Origin of the sequence: Plebeiibacterium sediminum, from assembly GCF_026013605.1 — a bacterium.
In the GTDB taxonomy this organism is placed as follows: domain Bacteria; phylum Bacteroidota; class Bacteroidia; order Bacteroidales; family Marinilabiliaceae; genus Saccharicrinis; species Saccharicrinis sediminus.
On sequence record NZ_JAPDPJ010000281.1, the window covers coordinates 1 to 562 of the forward strand.

At 35.9% G+C, this 562-nt stretch carries 1 protein-coding gene; it reads left to right on the forward strand.

Features of this window, described 5'->3' with window-relative positions:
• Nucleotides 1–562: hypothetical protein (locus OM075_RS25465; RefSeq protein ID WP_301193373.1), on the forward strand; the 562-nt coding region annotated here is incomplete at both ends.

Below are 562 nucleotides of genomic sequence, written 5' to 3' on the forward strand. Positions count from 1 at the left end.
ATTGTGCTGATGAAGCTGCAAACTTTGAAATAACTTCATTAAATGATGATGTTATGGTTTCTGGAATTACTGAAGGACACACTTTCGATTGGAATGCTTCTTCGTTGACTATCCCTGAAGATGGTAGTTCGCAAACAACGAATGATTTTGATGTGATAGTAACTCACATTGCAACAGGTTGTACCAGCGAAGCTCATGTAATTATATATGTCAATCCTGATCCAGAAGTTAAAGATGTTGAGTTTACTTATTGTGCAGATGAAGCATCAGATTTTGATATAACATCTTTCAATGATGATGTTATGGTTTCTGGAATTACTGAAGGATACACTTTTGACTGGAACATATCTGCTTTGAACATACCTGAAGATGGAGGATTACAAACAACTAATGTGTTTGATGTTATAGTAACTCATATTGCAACTGGCTGTACCAGCGAAGCTCATGTGACTGTATATGTCAATCCTGATCCAGAGGTTAAGGATATGGAAGTAACCTATTGTGCTGATGAAGCTGCAAACTTTGAAATAACTTCATTAAATGATGATGTTATGGTTTCTGG